General features: G+C 73.2%; 16 protein-coding genes. 6 read left to right on the top strand and 10 right to left on the bottom strand.

Annotated elements, in window-relative coordinates:
• The 5 genes from recA to Q0L15_RS02170 all read right to left on the bottom strand — a co-directional run.
• On the bottom strand, positions 1-783 hold a 783-nt coding region (gene recA, locus Q0L15_RS02190), incomplete at its 3' end, for a recombinase RecA (protein ID WP_296601932.1).
• Positions 784-965: 182 nt separating this feature from the next.
• Positions 966-1,772, bottom strand: a complete 807-nt coding sequence (locus Q0L15_RS02185; protein ID WP_296601931.1) for an S-methyl-5'-thioadenosine phosphorylase — start codon at positions 1,770-1,772, stop codon at positions 966-968.
• Positions 1,773-1,776: 4 nt separating this feature from the next.
• Entirely contained in the window at positions 1,777-3,042 is a 1,266-nt protein-coding gene (locus tag Q0L15_RS02180) for an MFS transporter (protein WP_296601929.1), read from the bottom strand.
• Positions 3,039-3,233: a DUF3046 domain-containing protein gene (locus Q0L15_RS02175; RefSeq protein WP_296601928.1), complete on the bottom strand. Its 195-nt coding sequence runs from the start codon at positions 3,231-3,233 to the stop codon at positions 3,039-3,041. The genes Q0L15_RS02180 and Q0L15_RS02175 overlap by 4 nt, the downstream gene beginning before the upstream one ends.
• Positions 3,234-3,240: 7 nt before the next feature.
• Positions 3,241-4,386 (bottom strand): methyltransferase domain-containing protein, encoded by a 1,146-nt coding sequence (locus tag Q0L15_RS02170; protein ID WP_296601926.1) that lies wholly within the window; start codon positions 4,384-4,386, stop codon positions 3,241-3,243.
• 70 nt (positions 4,387-4,456) lie between these two features.
• On the opposite strand from Q0L15_RS02170, the gene Q0L15_RS02165 reads away from it, so the two are divergent.
• The gene (locus tag Q0L15_RS02165; protein ID WP_296601925.1) at positions 4,457-4,966 is read left to right on the top strand and encodes a GNAT family N-acetyltransferase; all 510 of its coding nucleotides are present in this window, start codon (positions 4,457-4,459) and stop codon (positions 4,964-4,966) included.
• Here the strand turns inward: Q0L15_RS02165 and Q0L15_RS02160 are convergent.
• The 3 genes from Q0L15_RS02160 to Q0L15_RS02150 are packed head-to-tail and all read right to left on the bottom strand — an operon-like array spanning position 4,959 to position 7,498.
• On the bottom strand, positions 4,959-5,771 hold the full coding sequence (locus Q0L15_RS02160; protein WP_296601923.1) for an ABC transporter permease: 813 nt from the start codon (positions 5,769-5,771) through the stop codon (positions 4,959-4,961). The genes Q0L15_RS02165 and Q0L15_RS02160 overlap by 8 nt on opposite strands.
• Entirely contained in the window at positions 5,772-6,572 is an 801-nt protein-coding gene (locus tag Q0L15_RS02155) for an ABC transporter permease (RefSeq protein ID WP_296601921.1), read from the bottom strand.
• Complete coding sequence (locus Q0L15_RS02150; protein ID WP_366939525.1) at positions 6,572-7,498, bottom strand: ABC transporter ATP-binding protein; 927 nt, start codon at positions 7,496-7,498, stop codon at positions 6,572-6,574. Before Q0L15_RS02150 ends, Q0L15_RS02155 begins: the two co-directional genes overlap by 1 nt.
• A gap of 143 nt (positions 7,499-7,641) precedes the next feature.
• Here Q0L15_RS02150 and Q0L15_RS02145 point away from each other — a divergent pair, with 143 nt between their 5' ends.
• Genes Q0L15_RS02145 through Q0L15_RS02135 form a run of 3 tightly spaced genes read left to right on the top strand, consistent with a single transcriptional unit; the run spans position 7,642 to position 11,331 of the window.
• The gene (locus Q0L15_RS02145; RefSeq protein WP_296601919.1) at positions 7,642-8,373 is read left to right on the top strand and encodes a response regulator transcription factor; all 732 of its coding nucleotides are present in this window, start codon (positions 7,642-7,644) and stop codon (positions 8,371-8,373) included.
• The gene (locus tag Q0L15_RS02140; protein ID WP_296601918.1) at positions 8,370-10,922 is read left to right on the top strand and encodes a DUF4153 domain-containing protein; all 2,553 of its coding nucleotides are present in this window, start codon (positions 8,370-8,372) and stop codon (positions 10,920-10,922) included. Before Q0L15_RS02145 ends, Q0L15_RS02140 begins: the two co-directional genes overlap by 4 nt.
• A 19-nt stretch (positions 10,923-10,941) precedes the next feature.
• Positions 10,942-11,331 (top strand): RidA family protein, encoded by a 390-nt coding sequence (locus tag Q0L15_RS02135; protein ID WP_296601916.1) that lies wholly within the window; start codon positions 10,942-10,944, stop codon positions 11,329-11,331.
• A gap of 95 nt (positions 11,332-11,426) precedes the next feature.
• Here the strand turns inward: Q0L15_RS02135 and Q0L15_RS02130 are convergent, their stop codons facing one another.
• Complete coding sequence (locus Q0L15_RS02130) at positions 11,427-12,533, bottom strand: crosslink repair DNA glycosylase YcaQ family protein (RefSeq protein ID WP_296601915.1); 1,107 nt, start codon at positions 12,531-12,533, stop codon at positions 11,427-11,429.
• Positions 12,534-12,594: 61 nt separating this feature from the next.
• Between Q0L15_RS02130 and Q0L15_RS02125 the strand changes: the two genes are divergently transcribed.
• Together Q0L15_RS02125 and Q0L15_RS02120 are read left to right on the top strand one after the other, a co-directional pair.
• Complete coding sequence (locus Q0L15_RS02125) at positions 12,595-13,857, top strand: GNAT family N-acetyltransferase (RefSeq protein ID WP_296601914.1); 1,263 nt, start codon at positions 12,595-12,597, stop codon at positions 13,855-13,857.
• A 7-nt stretch (positions 13,858-13,864) separates the two neighbouring features.
• The gene (locus Q0L15_RS02120) at positions 13,865-14,287 is read left to right on the top strand and encodes a hypothetical protein (RefSeq protein ID WP_296601912.1); all 423 of its coding nucleotides are present in this window, start codon (positions 13,865-13,867) and stop codon (positions 14,285-14,287) included.
• Here Q0L15_RS02120 and Q0L15_RS02115 read toward each other — a convergent pair.
• On the bottom strand, positions 14,284-14,697 hold the full coding sequence (locus Q0L15_RS02115; protein ID WP_296601955.1) for a YccF domain-containing protein: 414 nt from the start codon (positions 14,695-14,697) through the stop codon (positions 14,284-14,286). The two genes, Q0L15_RS02120 and Q0L15_RS02115, sit on opposite strands and share 4 nt — an antisense overlap.
• Positions 14,698-14,744 lie beyond the last annotated feature (47 nt).

Here is a 14,744-nt window from a genome sequence, read left to right as displayed (position 1 = left end):
GTCGAACTCGGCCTGCTTGAACGGCGGGGCGACCTTGTTCTTGACGACCTTGACGCGGGTGCGGTTGCCGACCATGTCGGTGCCGTCCTTGAGCGTCTCGATGCGGCGCACGTCGAGGCGGACCGAGGCGTAGAACTTCAGCGCCCGACCACCGGTCGTGGTCTCGGGCGAGCCGAACATCACGCCGATCTTCTCGCGCAGCTGGTTGATGAAGATCGCGGTGGTCTTGGAGTTGTTGAGCGCACCGGTCATCTTGCGCAGCGCCTGGCTCATCAGGCGGGCCTGGAGACCGACGTGGCTGTCACCCATCTCGCCCTCGATCTCGGCGCGCGGCACGAGCGCGGCGACCGAGTCGATGACGATCAGGTCGAGCGCGCCGGAGCGGATCAGCATGTCGGCGATCTCGAGCGCCTGCTCACCGGAGTCGGGCTGGGAGACCAGCAGGGCGTCGGTGTCGACGCCGAGGTTCTTCGCGTACTCGGGGTCGAGCGCGTGCTCGGCGTCGATGAACGCGACGATGCCGCCGGCGCGCTGCGCGTTGGCCACCGCGTGCAGGGCGACGGTCGTCTTGCCCGAGGACTCCGGGCCGTAGATCTCCACGACGCGGCCGCGCGGCAGGCCGCCGAGGCCCAGCGCGACGTCGAGGGCGATCGATCCCGTGGGGATGATCTCGAGCGGGGCGCGGGTCTCGTCGCCCAGACGCATGACCGAGCCCTTGCCGAACTGCTTCTCGATGTTGGCGAGTGCGACGTCCAGCGCCTTCTCGCGGTCTCCTCCGGCCATCTGCTGCTTCCTCTTCTCTCGTCGTGGTCCAGGCACGTCGGCGACGTTAGAGCGAGCCACCGACAGCGCCTGATCAGCGCCGCCGCAGCTGTGGACGACCTCGCTCCACGTCATGCCTGTGGACACAACCTAGCCCGAACACGTGTTCGACCCGCGCAGGAGGCCCGGCGTGTCGCCGACGCTCAGACGCCCGGTCGGAGGTAGGTGAGGTCGATGCCGTCGGCCCACGACGAGCAGGTGCAGCCCTCGGGGTCCGGCAGGCCCGCGACCGCGGCGGCGAGCACGCCCTTGAGCCGGTCGAGGTTGGCGCGGAACAGCGCGAACACCTCCTCCTGGCCCACGCCCTCGCCGCTCTCGGCGCCGGCGTCCATGTCGGTGACCAGCGCGATCGAGGCGTAGCACATGCGCAGCTCGCGGGCGAGGGCCGCCTCCGGCGCCCCGGTCATGTTGATCAGCGTCCAGCCCTGCGCGGCGTAGTGGCGCGACTCGGCGCGCGTGGAGAAGCGCGGCCCGTCGATGACGACCATCGCTCCCCCGGCTCTGGCGTCCGGAGCCGCGGACAGCAGCGCGGCGGAGACACCGGCACAGTAGGGGTCGGCGAACGGCAGGTGCACGGCCCCGGTCTCGACAAACGTCCCGGCCCGGCCGGTGGTGCGGTCGACGAGCTGGTCGGGCACCACGACGTCGCCGGGTGCCACCTCCTCGCGCAGCCCTCCGACCGCGCACGGTGCGAGCACCTGGCGCACGCCCAGCGAGCGCAGCGCCCACAGGTTGGCGCGGTAGGGGATGCGGTGCGGAGGGTGCTCGTGGTGCCGGCCGTGGCGCGGCAGGAACGCCACCTGGCGCCCGGCCACGGTGCCGACCGAGATCGGCGCCGACGGGGCGCCGTACGGCGTCTCGACGACGTGCTCCTCGACGCCGTCCGGGCTGTCGTCGAGGAAGGAGTAGAAGCCGGTGCCGCCGATCACCGCCACGTCCGCGTGCGTCATGTCCTCACCCTGCCAGCCGCGCAGTGACGCGCGAGCCGAGTCCGCCGATCGCCACGAGCGCGACCAGGCCGATGGCTGCCATCGACAGCTCGGCGTAGCCCCATGCGTCGACGATGACGCCGGCCAGCCCACCCGCCCCGGCCGCGGTCAGGCCCATCACCAGGTCGGCGGCACCCTGGACGTCGGTGCGCGCCTCGAGCGGCGCGTGCTGCGCGATCAGCGTCGACGCGGCCACGGTCACGAACGACCAACCCAGCCCGAGCAGGAACAGGCCGACGAAGATCTGCCACGAGCTGCCCTCCGGCGAGCGCGCCGAGAGCACCAGGGAGGCGAGCAGGAGCACGGCCCCCTCGAGCACGACCGTGGCCCGGCCGGTGCGGTCGGCGAGCATGCCGACCAGCGGCGAGAACGCGAACATCCCGAGCACGTGGATGCTGATCACGACGCCGATCACCCGCAGCTCGGCGTGCCCGTGCTCCATGTGCAGCGGCGTCATCACCATCACCGCGACCATCGCGGCGTGTGAGCAGGCCATCGCCAACCCCGCGAACGCGATCACGGGCCGCTCGCGGGCGGCCTCGACCGCGCGCCCCCAGGCCGTACCGCTCGGCGGCTCCTCGGGCTCGCCGGCGACCTCGCGGGCCAGCAGCAGCGGGTCGGGACGCAGCAGGAGCCAGGTGATCACCGCGGCGCCCAGCATCCCGAGGCTGCCGAGCGCGAACGGACCGGTCAGCTCGGGGATCCCGAGCCACTCGGCCAGGCGGCCGGAAGGTCCGGTGAGGTTGGGGCCCGCGACCGCACCGATGGTGGTCGCCCACACGACCGTGGAGAGCGCCCGGCCCTTGTGGGCGTCCTCGGCCAGGTCGGTCGCGGCGTAGCGCGCGCTGCTGTTGGCGGCCGACGTCGCGCCGAGCAGCACGGCCCCGACGAGCAGGACGACCATCGAGTCGAGCACCCCCGCCAGCACGGCGAGCACCGCTCCGGTCGCACCGAGCAGGTAGCCGCTCACCAGGCCGATCCGCCGCCCGCGCTGGGACATCAGCCGGGCCAGGAGGTACGACGCCACCGCTGCGCCGAGCACCTGGAACGTCTGAGCGAGCCCGGCCTGGCTCTCCGACCCCGAGATGTCGCGCGCCAGGAGCGAGGCGGTGGCGATGCCGATCGTGATGCCGATGGCGCCGACGGCCTGGGCGGCCACGAGCGTGCGCATCGTGCGCCGCTGCACGGCGACGACGTCGGGCAGCGCACGCGAGCCCACGGGCTGGCTCATCGCTTGCTGGCCGGCAGGTCGAGCGCCCGCCACACGGCTGCCCACACCTCCTTGGGCGCGATGCCCGCGGCGAGCGCCTGCGAGGCGGTGCGGCCACCGAGCTCGGCCATCACGAACATGTCCGCCCACGAGCGGGCGTAGGCCCCGCCGAGCGCGTCCTCCATGCGGGCCCAGAACTCCGTGTGCCTCATCGCCGCCTCACCGTCGCCTCGCCCGCACGTCGAGCCACGGCTCGCCGGTGCGGGTGCTGGTCGTGTGGTCGACCCGGTCGACGACCCAGCCCGCCCCGTCCAAGACCTCCCGCAGCGGGCCCTCGCGCCAGTAGACGAAGTGCCGCGGGGCGCCGACCGAGCCGTGCGTGGACCAGCCCTCGCCGTCACCCTCCTTGAGCCAGAGCATGAGCACGCCCGCGGGACGGGTGGCATCGGCGAGGCGGCGCAGCACGGTCGGGAGGTCGGTCCGGTCGACGTGCAGGAGGCTGGCGCTGGCCCACACGCCGTCGTAGGGCGTGCCCGGACGGGCCGGGTCGCCGAGGTCGTCGGTCAGCGGGTCGAGCACGTCGGCCTCGTGCCCGGCGCCACGCAGCAGCTCGACGAACGCCGGGGTGATGTCGGTGCGGCGCACGCTCAGACCGGCCTGTTCCAGCGTGCGCGCGTCCTGCCCTCCCCCGCTGCCGATCTCGAGCAGGCGGGCACCCGGCCCGAGCTCGGTGGCGAGCTCCTCGATCTGGGCGATCGCCTCCGCCGACAGCTGCGCAGCCGCGTCGCGGTAGGCGGCCGCGTGGGCGTCGTACGACTCCACCGTCGCCCGCCCGACCAGGACCCGCACGTCCCAGGCGTGGTGGACGATGTCGTGGAGGTGGTACTGGCCGAGGCTCTCGACGGTGAACTCGCTGCCGTTGCTGCGGAAGCCGCGACGGCCCCAGGCATCGGGCGGCACCGACTCGTAGCGCTCGGCCACCGCCACGGCCGCCTCCATCAGCTCCTCGGCGACGACGGCCGGGTCCTGCTCGCCGTAGCGCTCCACGATCGCGGTCTCGTCCTGGTCCCAGTTGGGGAACTGCGGGTCGACCTCGTCGAGCATGAGCCCGAGCCGGACGTCGAAGATGCGGTGCACGTCGCGCACGTGGCAGGCGTACTCGAGAGCCGACCAGGTGGCCGGGTCCGGGCGGTCGGTGGCGCCGTCGACGGTGAGGACCGCCTGCCAGGTGGTCGCGTTGTCGCGCACGACCTCGGCGAACCGGTCGGGGGTCGCCCGGGACGCCTCGAACCCGCACTCGGGGCACGGGCGGTCGAGGACCCAGGTCCAGTCCTTGCCGTCGGGGACGATGGCGTCACTCGTCATGCCGACATCCAACCAGCCGACACCGACGGGCCGCCCGCGAGATCCGGCCACCGTCCGCCAAGATGGCGCCATGGCTGCTGTGCCACCTCCGGCCGCGATCCGCCCGGCCACCGACGCCGACCTGCCCGCGATCGCCGCGATCTACGCCGAGGAGGTCCACCACGGGATCTCGACGTTCGCGACCGAGCCGCCGCCCCTGGACTACTGGGTCGGGCGCTTGACCAGCACCGAGACCGGCGACCACCTGCTGGTCGCCGAGCGCGACGGCGCGGTCGTCGGCTACACGTTCTCGGGCAGCTACCGGCCGCGTGCGGCGTACGCCCGCACGCGCGAGAGCTCGGTCTACCTCGCCGCCGAGGCGCGCGGCGCGGGCGTCGGCCGCGCGTTGTACGACGAGCTGTTGAGGCTGATGCGCGCCGACGGCGTGCACCTCGTGGTGGCCGTCGTGGCGCTGCCGAACCCGGGCAGCCAGGCGCTGCACCGGGCGTGCGGCTACACCTCGGCCGGCGTGCTGCACGAGGTCGGCCACAAGTTCGGCCGGTGGATCGACACCGAGCTGTGGCAGCTGCGGCTCACGTGAGCAGCAGCGCGTCCAGGCGGCGGCGCACCAGCGCCAGGCCGACGGCCCCGAACGCCACCAGGTAGACGACCGAGACCGCCGATCCCCAGCCGACAGTGCCGGTGGTGAGCTCGCGGCACAGCACCACCCCGCGGTAGAGCGGCGTCGCCTCGACGACCCAGGCCACGCCCGTGGGATAGGCGCTGAGCGGGAAGAACGTCGCGGAGAACAGGAACATCGGCATCATCGCGAGGTTGACCCACTCGAAGTCCTGCCAGCTGCGCATGTAAGTGGTCAGGGCCATCCCGACCGCACCGAAGCACAGCCCGATCAGGAGCGAGGCCGGCACGGCGAGCAGGGCCCACCACGACGACACCAGCCCCATCGCCAGCATCACGACCAGGAAGCCCGCGGAGTAGATGCCGCCGCGCAGCAGCGACCACGACAGCTCGCCGCGGGCCACGTCGGCGGTGGTCAGTGGCGTGGCCAGGAGCTGGTCGAAGAGCTTGTTGTACTTCAGCTTGAAGAAGAAGTTGAACGTCGCGTCGAGCACGGCGCCGTTCATCGCGGAGGTCGCGAGCATGCCCGGGGCGACGAACTCGGCGTACGGGATCTCGTGGCCGTTGAACTCGAAGCCGGTGACGAGCTGGCCGACGCCGACACCGATCGAGAACAGGTAGAAGACCGGCTCGAGGAAGCCGGTCAGGAAGATGTACCAGGCGCGCCGGTAGGCCAGGTAGTTGCGGTAGAGCAGCAGCCCGGTGGCCTCGCCGGCCCCGAGGGGCCGCGCGGCGGTGCGACCGACGGCCGCGGAGACGAGCGCCACTCAGACCACCATCCGCTTCGTCAGCCGGTGCACGGCCCAGAACCAGCCGAGCACGGCGAGCACGACGAGGTAGGCCACGTGGACCGCCGCGGTCGAGGGGTCGAACCGGTCGAGGGTGAGCATCCGGGTCAGGTCGACGCCGTGCCACAGCGGTGTGGCCTTGGCGAGGACCTGCATCCACCCGTCGAGGTTGGCCACCGGGAAGAAGGCGCCCGAGAAGAGGAACAACGGGATCAGCCCGAGGCGGTAGATCAGCGCGAACGGACTCTCGTCGGCGAGCCCGGCCGAGAGCGCGAACACGGGCGTCGCGAAGGCCAGGGCGAGCAGCAGCTGCACGGGGAACGCGGCCAGCGCACCCACCCAGGACTCGAAGACGTCGAACGGCGCCATCACGAGCAGGAACACCCCGCACGACATCGCGACCCGGACCAGCACGAACCCCATCTGGGCGAGGATGACCTCGCGCACCGACAGCGGCGACGCGGTCATGGAGAAGTAGGTCTTCTGCCACTTCACCATCGACATCACCGGGTAGGTCGTCTCCCCGAACACCGTCGTCATCGCCTGGGAGGCGAGCAGGCCCGGTGCGATGAAGGCGAGGTAGGACGCCGCGCCCTCGAGCCGGTCGGGCTCGGCGTCGATGAAGCCGCCGAGCAGCACGCCCATCGCGACGACGTAGAAGAGCGGGGCGACGAAGGAGGTGACCGCCGAGCCCTTCCAGGTACGGCGGTAGACCGTCGCCCAGTAGTCGGTGAGCCGGGCGGCGCCGGCGAGCGGGTTGGTGGGGGCGGTGCCGCTCATCAGTCGACCAGCGTCCGTCCGGTGAGCCGCAGGAACACGTCCTCGAGCGTGGAGCGGCGCACGAGCGTCGCCGCCGGGGTCAGGCCTCGCTCGTGCACCTTGGCGACGGTCTCCTCGCCGTCGGCGGTGTAGAGCAGCAGCCGGTCGGGCAGCACCTCCACCCGCTCGGCGAGGTCCTCGACCTTGCGGGCCAGCACCTCGTGGCTCTCGCCCTCCTCGGCCACGCCGAACCGCAGCTCGGCGACCTCGCGGGTGGAGTGCTCGGCGATCAGGTCCAGTGGCGAGCCCTCGGCGACGATCAGCCCCTTGTCCATGACGACCAAGCGATCGGTGAGCTGCTCGGCCTCGTCCATGTAGTGGGTCGTCAGCACGAGCGTCACGCCCGCCTGCTTGAGCCGGAACAGCCGGTCCCAGACCACGTGGCGGGCCTGGGGGTCGAGCCCGGTGGTGGGCTCGTCGAGCAGCAGCAGCTCGGGCCGGTTGACCAGGCTGCGCGCGATCGTGAGCCGCCGCTTCATGCCGCCCGAGAGGTCGTCGACCTTGGCGTTCGCCTTGTCGGTCAGCTGCACGAACTCCAGCAGCTCGTCGGCCCGCTCGCGGACCTCACGGCGCGGCAGCCCGAAGTAGCGGCCGTAGACCACGAGGTTGTCGCGCACGGTCAGCTCGGTGTCGAGCGTGTCCTCCTGCGGACAGACGCCGATGCGCGCGCGGATCTCGGGCCCGTCGGTGGCCGGGTCGAGGCCGAGGATGCGCAGCACACCACCACTGACCGGCGAGACCGCGGCGACCATCCGCATCGTGCTCGACTTGCCCGCGCCGTTGGGGCCGAGGAAGCCGAACGACTCGCCACGGCGGACGTCCACGTCGATGCCGCGGACGGCCTCGAAGCCGCCGAACGACTTGCGCAGCCCGGAGGCGAGGATCATCGAGTCTTCCGGTGCGTGGGCCACGGTCCGACACCCTAGGCCGCCGCACCGACGGTGCTCATCCGGGTTTCCGCCGGAGGCCTGCACAGAACCTCCACATGTTCTCCGCCACCTCCCCCCGGTCCGCCTCCTAGCCTGCTGGCATGACCTCTCGCCGCCGTGTCCTCGTCGTCGAGGACGACCGCGTGATCAACCAGGCGGTCGCCGACCGGCTCGAGGCGGAGGGCTACGACGTGGTCCGCGCCTGGGACGGTCCGGGCGCGGTGGCGACGTACGCCGAGCAGGCGCCCGACCACCCGTGCGACGTGGTCGTGCTCGACGTGATGCTGCCCGGCTACGACGGCTACGAGGTGTGCCGGCGGATCCAGAGCGACCGGCCGGTGCCGGTCCTGATGCTGACCGCGCGCACCGACGAGGCCGACATCCTCGTGGGCCTCGGCGTCGGCGCCGACGACTACCTCACGAAACCGTTCCGCATGCGCGAGCTCGTGGCGCGGGTCGCCGCACTGCTGCGTCGCGTCGAGCGCGCCGCCGAGCTCGCCGCCGAGGCGACGACAGCGACCGACCGCCGACCGATCGAGGTCGCCGACCTGCGGCTCGACGCCGCCGCGCGCCGGGTGTGGCGCGAGCGCGACGAGGTGCACCTGACACCCACGGAGTTCGACCTGCTGCACTGCCTCGCCCGCGAGCCCGGCACCGTGGTGACCCGCGAGCGGCTGATGGCCGACGTGTGGGGCTGGCCGGGCGCGTCGGGCACCCGCACGGTCGACAGCCACGTGAAGGGCCTGCGCGCCAAGGTCGGAGCCGAGCGGATCCGTACGGTCCACGGCGTCGGGTACGCCCTCGAGGACGGCGTCCAGGGAGGCCCGGCGTGACGCCGCAGCCACTGGCCGGGGTGGCCTCGCTCAAGGTCAAGCTCGGCCTGCTCGTCGCGGTCAGTGTCACGGTCGCGGCCGCCGTCGCCAGCCTCGGCCGCGCGGCCGGGGTGTCGGTGTGGCTGAGCATCCCGGTGACGATCCTGCTGGCGCTCGCGGTCACCCAGCTGCTCGCCGTCGGCATGATCTCCCCGCTGCGCGAGATGACCGGCGCCGCCCAGCGGATGGCCACCGGCGACTACGCCGTCCGCGTCACGGCCACCTCCAGCGACGAGGTCGGCGCGCTGGCGCGCGCGTTCAACACGATGGCCCGCGACCTCGACGCGGTCGACCGCCAGCGCCGCGAGCTGGTCGCCAACGTCAGCCACGAGCTGCGCACGCCCCTGACCGCACTGTGCGCGGTCCTCGACAACCTCGTGGACGGAGTGGGGCCGCGTGACCCGGCCTCGCTGCAAGCCGCGCTCGACCAGGCCACCCGGATGGCCGGGCTCGTCGACGACCTCCTCGACCTGGCCCGTGTCGACGCCGGCAAGGCGCCGCTGACCCCGGAGCCGGTGGCGGTGGCCACGCTGCTCGACGACGCGGTGGCCGAGGTGGGCATGCTCGCGCGCCCGGTGACGTACGACGTCTCCGTCGAGCCGGCCGACCTGGTCCTGCACGCCGACCCCGCCCGGCTGCACCAGCTGGTCGCCAACCTGCTCGACAACGCCTCGCGGCACAGCCCCGCAGGTGGCGTCGTGCGGGTCACCGCCGAGCGCGACGGCGAGCGCCTGCGGCTCGAGGTCCACGACCAGGGGCCGGGCGTCGGGCCCGACGACCGGCTGCGGGTCTTCGAGCCGTTCGGCACCCTCGCCGCGGCCGGTGACAGTGGTGGCGGCACCGGTCTCGGCCTGGTGATCGCCCGCTGGGTGAGCGACCTGCACGGCGGCACGATCCGCTTCGTCGACCCCGACCCCGGCAGTTCCGGCGCCCGGGTGCGCGTCGACCTGCCCCTCTCACCACCCGACCGTCCGTCCCCGACGCAGGAGGACCCCATGCCAGTCCCACCGTCGCCGGCCGCACCGGCTCCGACACCCTCGCCCGCCGCCGTACCTGCACGGCCGGTCCTCGACGACGTGTTCGGCCCCGCCTGGCCGGACCGGGGCGTTCCGGCCCGACTCTCCCTGCTCCTCGGCGCGATCGCGGTGGGCGTGCTCGGCGGCCTCGTGCTGCCCGAGCGCGACCTCGGCATCGGCACCGCGCTGGTGCTGCTCGCCGCGGGCACGGTCGTGGCGGTCGCGAGCCCCCGCCGGCGCGACCCGTTCACACTCACCTCCGCGGCCCTGTGCGTGCTGCTCGCCGCGACCGCGGCCGTGCGCGACGCCGACTGGATCGTCGTGCTCTGCCTCCTCGCGGGCGCTGTGGTGTGCGTCTGCGCGATCGCGGGTGGCCGCACCCTCGGCGGGTTCGTGCTCGCCGGGCTCGCCTGGCCACTGGCCGGCCTGCGCGGACTGCCCTGGCTGGGGCGCACGCTGGCGGTGCTCACCGGCCTGGGCCGGGGTGCGGCCCTGCTGCGCACGCTGGCCCTCTCGGCACTGGGACTGCTGGTGTTCGGGGCGCTGTTCGCCTCGGCCGACGCGTTGCTCGCCGAGTGGGTCGACGCGTTGCTGCCCGACCTGACCGCCGACGTGCTGGTGGCGCGCGCGTTCGTCACCGTCGCTGTCGCCGGCACGGTGCTCGCGGCGGCGTACCTCGCCCTCAACCCGCCGGTCGTCGATCGCGACGGGCCGCCGACCCGGCCGGTGGCCCACCGCTTCGAGTGGCTCGCGCCGGTGGTCGTCGTCAACGCGGTGTTCGCGGCGCTGCTCATCGCCCAGGCGACGGTCGTGTTCGGCGGCCACGACTACCTGCGACGCACGACCGGGCTGACCTATGCCGAGTACGTCCACCAGGGCTTCGGCCAGCTCACGGTCGCGACGGCGCTGACGCTCGTGGTGATCTGGGCGGCGGCGCGAAAGGCGCCCCTGGCCACGACCGCCGACCGGATGTGGCTGCGCGGCTCGCTCGGCCTGCTCTGCCTGCAGACGCTGGTCGTCGTCGGCTCGGCGCTGCATCGGATGAACCTCTACCAGGAGGCGTACGGCTTCACCCGGCTCCGCCTGCTGGTCGACGTCTTCGAGGGTTGGCTCGGCCTGGTCGTGCTGGCGGTGATGGTCGGCGGCGCGCTGCTGCGGACCGACTGGCTCCCCCGGTTCGCACTCCTGAGCGGCGTCGTGGCGCTGCTGGCGCTGGCCGCGATCAACCCGGACGCCTGGATCGCCGAGCGCAACCTGGACCGCTACGCCGACACCGGCCGCGTCGACTGGACCTACCTGCGCGGGCTCTCCGATGACGCCGTGCCGGTGCTCGACCGCGTCGACCCGGCGCTGCGCGAGTGCGCGCTGGGCGATCGCGAGCCTGCCGACGACGACTGGCTCGAGTGGAACCTCGGCCGGTCCCGCGCCGCTGACGTCCTCGCCGACCCGTCGGTCCACACGCCCGCCCTCTGGGTGACGTGCTGGGACGACTGACGCCCCTAGGCTGCCGCCCATGACACGCACCTCGGCCCGCTCCGGGTCGCCGTTCGAGGCCTCCATCGGGTTCAGCCGCGCCGTACGGGTCGGCTCGACGGTCGCGGTCAGCGGCACCGCCCCCGTGTGGCCGGACGGCACCGTCGACCCCGACCCGGCTGTCCAGGCCCGGCGGTGCTGGGAGATCTGCCTCGCCGCGCTCACCGAGCTCGGCGGGTCGGTCGCCGACGTCGTGCGCACCCGTCAGTACGTCGTGTCGGCCGCCGACGGCGACGCGATCGGCGCCGTGCACGGCGAGGTCTTCGGCGAGGTGCGGCCGGCCTCGACGATGGTGGTCGTCGCGGGCCTGCTCGATCCCCGCTGGAAGGTCGAGGTCGAGCTGGACGCGGTCGTCGAGGAGTCGATCTAGGTCGACTGGGGCGCGCCGGGTCAGCGACGCACCTGACGCAGGTGTCGCGGAATCGGCCCGAGCACGACAGATGCGTCAGGTGCGTCGCACCGGAGCTAGGTCGCCGAGACCTCGAGTCCGAGCCAGCGGGCGAGGTCGCCGATCTCGGCATCGACCGCCGCGCGCATCTCGGCGGTGAGTGGCTCGTCCTCGTGCAGGGCCGTCACTCGCAGCACGCCGGCCGCCCGGTCGGCGGTCGCGTCGAGCTTGCCGACCAGGCGGTCGCCGTACAGGACGGGGAGCGCGTAGTAGCCCCAACGCCGCTTCGCCGCAGGCTTGTACATCTCCAGCAGGTACTCGTACTCGAAGAGCTCGGCCAGCCGCTTGCGGTCGGCGACGAGGCGGTCGAACGGCGACAGCAGCGCGGCGCGACCCTCGAACGGGCCGCCGTCGAGGTACGACGGGTCGACCCGCCACTCCCCCTTGACTCCCTCGACCACGGCCGGCTCGCCGGCGTCGCCCACGGCGTAGGGCTCTCCGGGCGCCTCGGCGACGCGCGGCCGAGCGATGCCGAGCGCACGGAGCCGCCGCTCGCGGAGGATCCGGTCGGCCTCCTCGACCGGCGGCACCGGGTCGTCGGGGTAGACGCGCTCGGCGAGGTCCCAGAGCCGGTCCTTGCCCCAGCCGCCGGCCGTTGCGACCTCGCCGCGCTGCACCATGAAACCCAGCATCCGCTGGACGTTCTTGTTGTTCGTCCACCCGCTGCTTCCCCACGGCACCTCGCAGGTGTCGGGCAGGTCCCGCACCGGCAGCGGGCCGTCGGCGCGCAGCCGCGCGAGGAGGTCGAGGCGGCACGCCTCGTTGGCCTCGACCCACGCCACGCGCTGCTCCTGCCACTCGCGCAGCTCGCCGGCGCCGGGCCACTGCGCCATCTCGGCACGGAACAGCGCGAGGTCCTCGGCCGGGCGGAGCAGGCCGTGGAGGTCGATGACCCGCTGCTCGTCGAGGGCGTCGCGCAGCTCGCCGGGGTCGTACGCCGAGCCGATCCGGCTCCACAGCACCAGGTCGGCGCTCGGCGCGACCGCGCTGATCGGATCGTGCTGCAGCATCGTCAGGTGCCGCAGGACCTCGGTGACGTCGGTCGGCCGCGCGACGTCGAGCAGCTGCGCTCGCACCGAGATCCGGCGTGCGTCGGCGCGGGAGAGCTGGTGGGGGGCCGTCACGCCGGCGAGCGTAAATCAATCCGGTTGTTGCGGGCCCGCGCCGAGCGGTTGGCTTGAGGCCATGAGCACCGATCCGATCCAGGTGGGCCGCGCCACCGACGCCGACCGCTACCTCGCCACCGACCAGCTCGTCTGGTTCGCCGAGGTCCCGGCGGCGCCGACCGACCTGCAGCTCACCGGCCTCGCACCCGAGCACCGCTTCGCCGTCGACGTGCCGGACGCGGACCCGTCGACGTACGCCGGCGTCTACGGCGTCTACCCCATGACGCTGTCGATCCCGGGCCCGGACGCAGGTCTGCGCCAGGTCCCGTGCGCCGGGCTGACCTGGGTGGGCGTCCACCCCGACCAGCGGCGCAAGGGAGTGCTGACCGCGATGCTGCGCCACCACTTCGAGCAGACGCGTGCCGAGGGCGTGCACGTCTCGGCGCTGCACGCGAGCGAGCCGGCCATCTACGGCCGCCACGGCTACGGCCTCGCGTCGCTCGAGCTCGAGGTCTCGCTGGGACGCGGCACGACGATGACGGCCCCCCACCTCGACGAGGCGGCCGGCGCCCTCACCACCCGGATGGTCTCGGTCGCCGACGACGGCGTGCCGGCCCGGCTGCGCGAGTGCTTCCTGGCCCAGGCCGACCTCGGTGCGGTCGTGGGCGACCTCGGCTACTGGGAGCGCATCTGCCTCCAGCTGCCCGAGCACCTGCGCGGCAAGGAGCCCTGGCGGGTGCTGTTCGCCCAGCGCGACGGCGTGGACGTCGGGTGCGCGCTGTTCCGCCGCCACGAGAAGTGGGAGAAGGCGCGGCCGGCCAGCTCGCTGGAGGTCTGGGCCGTCGTCGGCGAGCCGGCGGCACGCCTGGCGCTGATGCGGCGCATCGTCGACTTCGACCTGGTGTCCTCGGTCAAGGTCGGCGCGGTCGGCGCTGACGACCCGCTGCTCTCCTGGGCCGGGGGGCCGCGCGGTGCCTCCGACGTCGGGGTGTACGACGGGCTCTGGGTGCGGCTGGTCGACCTGCCCGCCGCGCTGCAGGACCGCGCGTGGACCGCGCCGTGCGACGTCGTCGTGCAGGTCGCCGACACGGCCGCTCCCTGGAACGACGGCACCTGGCGCCTCGTCGCCGACGCCGCCGGTGCAGCCAGCGTCGAGCGCACCGACGCCGCGGCCGACCTGGCCCTCGACGTCGCGGTGCTCGGCGCGGCCTACCTCGGCGGCGGCAACCTGCTCGCCCAGCAGCGGGCCGGTCTCGTCGCCGAGCAGCGGCCCGGCGCCGTACGCGAGCTGTGGCGGGCGATGCGCACCGACGTGGCGCCGACGGCAGCCGTCGGGTTCTGATGCACCCGTGAGTGACGAGCGCAGGCTCGGTGAGCACCTGGGGCGGGCTCTCGACCGCATCCTGCACGACCTGACGGACATCCCCGCTCCGCGCGTGGAGCCCTCCGACTGGCAGGACTGGCCGGGCGCCGAGTCGGCATGCCTCTGGGCGCCCGACGGCTCGGGGACGGGCGTCTGGCTCGACACCGCGCTGCCGCCGGCCGAGCAGGTCGTCCACCTCGCCGACCAGGTGCAGGAGTGGGCGGTCGAGGAGCTCTGCGCGGCCCGCCGGCCCACGAACTGGCCGCGGTGCCCCGAGCATCCCGACAACCATCCGATGACGCCGGTCGTCGTCGACAGCCGCGCGACCTGGTGCTGCCCGCGCTCGGGGCGTGCGGTCGTCGAGATCGGGCGGCTGCCTGGCGACGACGCTGCTCGAGAAAGCTCCTAGGACGGCCGGTAGGCGCCGTACGCGGTCACGAACGGCCGGTCGCTCGGGACGATCTCCTTGCCCAGGGGCGCCAGGGTCACGGGGATGACCTTGAGGTTCGCGATCGCCAAGGGGATCCCGATGATCGTCACCGCCTGCGCGATCGCGGTGACGATGTGGCCGATCACCAGCCAGATGCCGGCGACGAGGATCCAGACCACGTTGCCGAGCAGTGATCCCACACCGGCCGTCGGCCTGCTCACCACCGTGCGACCGAACGGCCACAGGACGTAGTTGGCGATCCGGAACGACGCGATGCCCCAGGGGATCGTGACGACGAGGATGCAGCAGATGACACCGGCGACCACGTAGGCCAGGGCGAGCCAGATGCCTCCGAAGACCAGCCAGACGACGTTGAGCACCACGCGCAGCAGTCCCATGCCTCCATCATGCTCGGGGTCGTCAGGGCGCCAGGGGG

The sequence above is a fragment of the Nocardioides sp. genome, assembly GCF_024509035.1.
GTDB lineage: Bacteria > Actinomycetota > Actinomycetes > Propionibacteriales > Nocardioidaceae > Nocardioides.
The sequence above is the reverse complement of the archived record's forward strand: the minus strand, read 5'-3'. Positions and strand labels throughout refer to the sequence as shown.

Bases quoted from the DNA above. Each gene is read 5' to 3' on its own strand.
- Q0L15_RS02185 (WP_296601931.1), bottom strand. From the start codon at position 1,772: ATGACGCACGCGGACGTGGCGGTGATCGGCGGCACCGGCTTCTACTCC.
- Q0L15_RS02180 (WP_296601929.1), bottom strand. From the start codon at position 3,042: ATGAGCCAGCCCGTGGGCTCGCGTGCGCTGCCCGACGTCGTCGCCGTG.
- Q0L15_RS02175 (WP_296601928.1), bottom strand. From the start codon at position 3,233: ATGAGGCACACGGAGTTCTGGGCCCGCATGGAGGACGCGCTCGGCGGG.
- Q0L15_RS02170 (WP_296601926.1), bottom strand. From the start codon at position 4,386: ATGACGAGTGACGCCATCGTCCCCGACGGCAAGGACTGGACCTGGGTC.
- Q0L15_RS02165 (WP_296601925.1), top strand. From the start codon at position 4,457: ATGGCTGCTGTGCCACCTCCGGCCGCGATCCGCCCGGCCACCGACGCC.
- Q0L15_RS02155 (WP_296601921.1), bottom strand. From the start codon at position 6,572: ATGAGCGGCACCGCCCCCACCAACCCGCTCGCCGGCGCCGCCCGGCTC.
- Q0L15_RS02150 (WP_366939525.1), bottom strand. From the start codon at position 7,498: ATGATCCTCGCCTCCGGGCTGCGCAAGTCGTTCGGCGGCTTCGAGGCC.
- Q0L15_RS02145 (WP_296601919.1), top strand. From the start codon at position 7,642: ATGACCTCTCGCCGCCGTGTCCTCGTCGTCGAGGACGACCGCGTGATC.
- Q0L15_RS02135 (WP_296601916.1), top strand. From the start codon at position 10,942: ATGACACGCACCTCGGCCCGCTCCGGGTCGCCGTTCGAGGCCTCCATC.
- Q0L15_RS02125 (WP_296601914.1), top strand. From the start codon at position 12,595: ATGAGCACCGATCCGATCCAGGTGGGCCGCGCCACCGACGCCGACCGC.